The organism is Ferruginibacter sp. (assembly GCF_031430955.1).
GTDB lineage: Bacteria > Bacteroidota > Bacteroidia > Chitinophagales > Chitinophagaceae > Ferruginibacter.
This window is the reverse complement of the sequence record NZ_JANPCM010000348.1, coordinates 1-4,032: the sequence shown is the minus strand read 5'-3', so window position 1 is coordinate 4,032 and position 4,032 is coordinate 1. Positions and strand designations below refer to the sequence as shown.

General features: G+C 34.4%; 4 protein-coding genes. 3 read left to right on the top strand and 1 reads right to left on the bottom strand.

Annotation, left to right across the window (positions count from 1 at the left end; all coding sequences use genetic code 11):
* The 3 genes from ACY65O_RS09900 to ACY65O_RS09890 all read left to right on the top strand — a co-directional run.
* Window positions 1-679 (top strand): ferredoxin--NADP reductase (locus ACY65O_RS09900; RefSeq protein ID WP_462220691.1); only part of this gene is annotated, 679 nt, incomplete at its 5' end.
* A 78-nt stretch (window positions 680-757) separates the two neighbouring features.
* Window positions 758-1,204: a DUF1569 domain-containing protein gene (locus ACY65O_RS09895; protein ID WP_462220690.1), complete on the top strand. Its 447-nt coding sequence runs from the start codon at window positions 758-760 to the stop codon at window positions 1,202-1,204.
* 30 nt (window positions 1,205-1,234) lie between these two features.
* A complete protein-coding gene (locus ACY65O_RS09890) occupies window positions 1,235-3,154 on the top strand; it encodes a DUF3857 domain-containing protein (RefSeq protein ID WP_462220689.1) in 1,920 nt (639 codons plus the stop codon).
* A gap of 9 nt (window positions 3,155-3,163) precedes the next feature.
* Here the strand turns inward: ACY65O_RS09890 and ACY65O_RS09885 are convergent, their stop codons facing one another.
* Window positions 3,164-3,973 (bottom strand): Fic family protein, encoded by an 810-nt coding sequence (locus ACY65O_RS09885; protein ID WP_462220688.1) that lies wholly within the window; start codon window positions 3,971-3,973, stop codon window positions 3,164-3,166.
* Window positions 3,974-4,032 lie beyond the last annotated feature (59 nt).

The window sequence follows — 4,032 nt, the reverse complement described above, 5'->3', positions numbered from 1 at the left end:
CACCAGAAGATTTTGGTTACAGGTACCCGAGCTGGAAAGCTTCGATTATAAACCCGGCCAGTTTGTAACACTGGATTTGCCCATACATGAAAAAACAAATAAACGCTGGCGCAGCTACTCCATATCAAGCTGGCCCGATAGCAGTAATGTGTTTGAACTGGTAATTGTTTATATGGAGGATGGTGCAGGCACTTCTTATTTATTTGATAAAATTGAAGTGGGCAGCGAAATAACTTTTCGTGGCCCAGTTGGTGTTTTTACTTTGCCTGAAGTGTTAGATACTGATTACTATTTAATTTGTACCGGCACAGGCATTGCACCTTTTAGAAGTATGCTGCACCATATTGCATTGCATAATTTGCCGCATAAAAATGTGTATTTAATTTTCGGCACCCGAACAAAAGAAAATTTATTGTATTACGAAGAATTAAAAAATCTAACAGCAAATAATTCCGGCCTGTATTATATCCCTGTTTTATCAAGAGAAAATTGGGAAGGCGAAAAAGGTTATGTGCACAAGGTGTATAAAGATCTGATTGCGGCAAAAAAACAAGGCGATGCATTACCGCCTGCACATTTTTATTTATGCGGCTGGAAGAATATGATTGACGAAGCTAAAAAAACAATTACTGAATTGGGTTACGACAGAAAAGCCATTCACCAGGAACTGTATGGATAAGGGCCCATCCTAACCTTCCCGGTGGAAAGGAACAGCGCCTTAAAATTTAAAACCTGTTATTCATTTAAATGAAAAGATATGGAAGTAAAAAATTTATTCGACACTTCAGTTAAAATTGAAATTATCAGCAGGATAAATAAATTAACTCCGCAAAGCCAGGCGCAATGGGGTAAAATGAATGTGGCACAAATGCTGGCACATTGCCAAATGCCATTGGGTGTTGCAACAGGTAAGCATAAATTAAAAAGTAATTTTTTATTAAGCCTGTTAGGCCCATTTTTTAAAAGTAAATTGTTTAATGAAGAACCTTTTAAGCGTAACTTACCCACTGATAAATCTTTTATTATTGCTAATCCTCAGGAGTTTGATAAAGAAAAGCAAAACCTGATTGATATGATCAATGGTTTTTCGGCAGACAGTATGAGCGGAGAGAAGCATCCTTTTTTTGGAAAACTAACCAATGAAGAATGGAGTAAAGGCACATGGAAACATTTAGATCATCACTTAATTCAATTTGGAGTTTAATATTTATTTTTTACCCTAATAATTTGTACAATGAAAAACAACCTGCTATTTATATTGCTTATCCTGATTGTCCCTTTTATTTCTTTTGCACAGCAGTTTAATAATTATGGAATTTTAAGTAAAGAAGAAATTGATTTAAAAGAATGCTCTTTTGATAAAGACGCCACAGCAGTTATATTATTAAACGAAGCCGTATCCGATCATGACGACGAGTCTCATCTTATTACTTACCACCATTTTCGTATAAAAATTTTAAAAGAAAAAGGTTTTGATGTTGCCAATGTTACGCTGCAGTTTTACCGAAAAGATAATTTTGAACTTATAGATATGCTGGACGCAATGGTAACCAATATTAATGCCTCCGGCGAAGCCATTACAGAAAGTCTTACTAAAAAATCTTTTTACAAACAAAATATAGATGAACAAACTGGCTCCATAACTTTTACTTTCCCTAATATAAAAGTAGGCAGTATAATAGAATATAAGTACCGGAGTTTTATGAAACACTATGGCGGGCTGGGTGACTGGGATTTCCAAAAAAGATTACCAGTACTAAAAAGTAAATATACTCTTACGATTTTACCAAGAGCCGAATTTGCTTACCGCATTAATAAAAGAGATGATTTGGCAGTAACTGCGAGGGTGGAAAAAGAAAGCGGCAGAGTGTTTTTTGAAATGAATAATATTCCTTCTCTTACAAGCGAACCTTATATGGATTCGAGAGAGGATTATTTACAAAAAGTAATTTTTCAGTTAAGTGCTATAAACCAGGGCTACGGTAAAAAAAATTACATGACATCCTGGGATGAAGTAATAAGGGAATTGCTGATGGAAAAATATTTTGGAAGCCAGTTAGGAAAAAACATTCCGGGCATGGGAGCATTTATTGAAGAAACAAAAAAACTTTTATCAGAAGAAGATAGAATGAAAGCGGTATATAATTATGTTAGAAACAATATGAGCTGGAATGGACTTTACAGCAAATATGCATTCGATGGGGTTAAAGAACCCTGGGAAAAAAGGAAGGGAACCAGCGGTGAGATAAATTTAATATTAGTAAATCTTTTAAAAGATGCTGGTCTTGATGCTTATCCAACTTTAGTTAGCGAAAGGTTTCATGGTAAAGTAAATATTGAATATCCTTTTGTAGATCAGTTTAATTCGGTATTTGCATGTGTAATTATAAAAGGTAAAAAATATTATTTAGACGCAACAGATAAAAATACTCCGCCGCATATAATACCTAAAGACGTTCTTAATACTACTGCTCTTGTTGTAAATAAAAAAAGTGGCGGACTGGTTACCATTACCAACGATTCTTTACTGTACAGCGATTATGTAAATGCACAAATGAATGTAGATGATAAAGGAATTTTTTCCGGCGAAGTATATATAAAGAACAGCGGCTACTCCCGTATTGAAAAGATAGAAGATTATAAAGATGAGGGCAAAGAAAAATATATTGAAAATCATTTTAAAAAAGAAGGCCTGGAAATAAAAGAGTTTGAATTTTTAAATCAAACAAACGATTCACTGCCGGCAGAACAAAAATTTAAATTCACTACCAATCTTTCAGGCAGTGGAGATTATTTATATGTGCCCTTAAATCTTTTTTTTGGTTTTGAAAGCAACCCTTTTATAAGTGATAACCGTTTTAGCAATATAAATTTTGGCTATAAAAGAACGGTGAGCACTTATGCCAATATTACACTGCCTAAAAATTATGTGCCGGATGAGTTACCCAAATCAGTAAAAATGCGTACCCCCGATAATGATATTGTGTTCACCCGTACGGTGGAATATGATAAAGAAAATAATTCGGCAGTCTGTATGTTTGTATTTGAGTTTAAAAAAAGTTTGTATACCGTAGATGAATACCCCATATTGAAGGAAGTATACAAAAAAATGTTTGATTTTTTAAAAGAACCGCTGGTGCTGAAGAAGAAGTAATCTTAGAAACTAAAATACAAAAGAATAGCCTTTACCTTTTCCGTCGCCATTTTCTGCCTGCTCAAATTTTTCAATTTCCTGTTGCAGGTATTTGGCATATTGTGCAAACATAAATTTTCTGAAAATGCTGATGTCTTCTTCTTTTCTTGTTTGTTGCAACGCTTCAAAGTAAGCGGCTTTATCTTCTTTAAAAACAATACTGAGTGGTAAATTAAAAATCAGCTGCAGGTAATTCATCAGCAAACGGCTGGTTCGGCCATTGCCATCATAAAAAGGATGAATAGTTACCAAATCAAAATGTGCATCAAAGCAAATATGTAGTTTTTCTATTAGCGAAGTGGTGGTGTTTATTTTTTCCTTAATGCCGTCGCAAAGTTTTTTTACCAATGGCTCTACTTTTTCGTAACCCACAAAATAAGTATTTCCTGCGCTTACATTGCCTTTTCTAAAAACACCTTTTGTAGCATCCAGTTCGCCAAAAACAGTTTGGTAAATGCTGCCGGTTTGTTTCATTACGGCAACATTTATTTGTTGTATAAACTCTGGTGTTATAATTATTTTCTCCTTTGCTTTTTGGGTAATAAACAATAAAGCATTGTAATGGTCTTGTACCATTAAACTATGCAGCAGCGGTTTACCTGCAGGGGTAATGCCTTCGTCTAATAAAAGCCTGGTTTCTATTTCCGTTAAGGTACTGCCTTCAATAGTGGTGGAGTGGTGGGTAATTGCATAGCCGTTAAATTTATCAAAGTCTATTATGGCTGATAAATTTAAGGATTGAAATTTTTCGATTAATGATATAGTGGTTTGATTGTTCACCTGGGTGTAAAACTACAAAATTATTTTTTAGTAAGAGACGATTTAAGAGTTGCGTTGCT

Bases quoted from the DNA above. Each gene is read 5' to 3' on its own strand.
- ACY65O_RS09895 (WP_462220690.1), top strand. From the start codon at position 758: ATGGAAGTAAAAAATTTATTCGACACTTCAGTTAAAATTGAAATTATC.
- ACY65O_RS09890 (WP_462220689.1), top strand. From the start codon at position 1,235: ATGAAAAACAACCTGCTATTTATATTGCTTATCCTGATTGTCCCTTTT.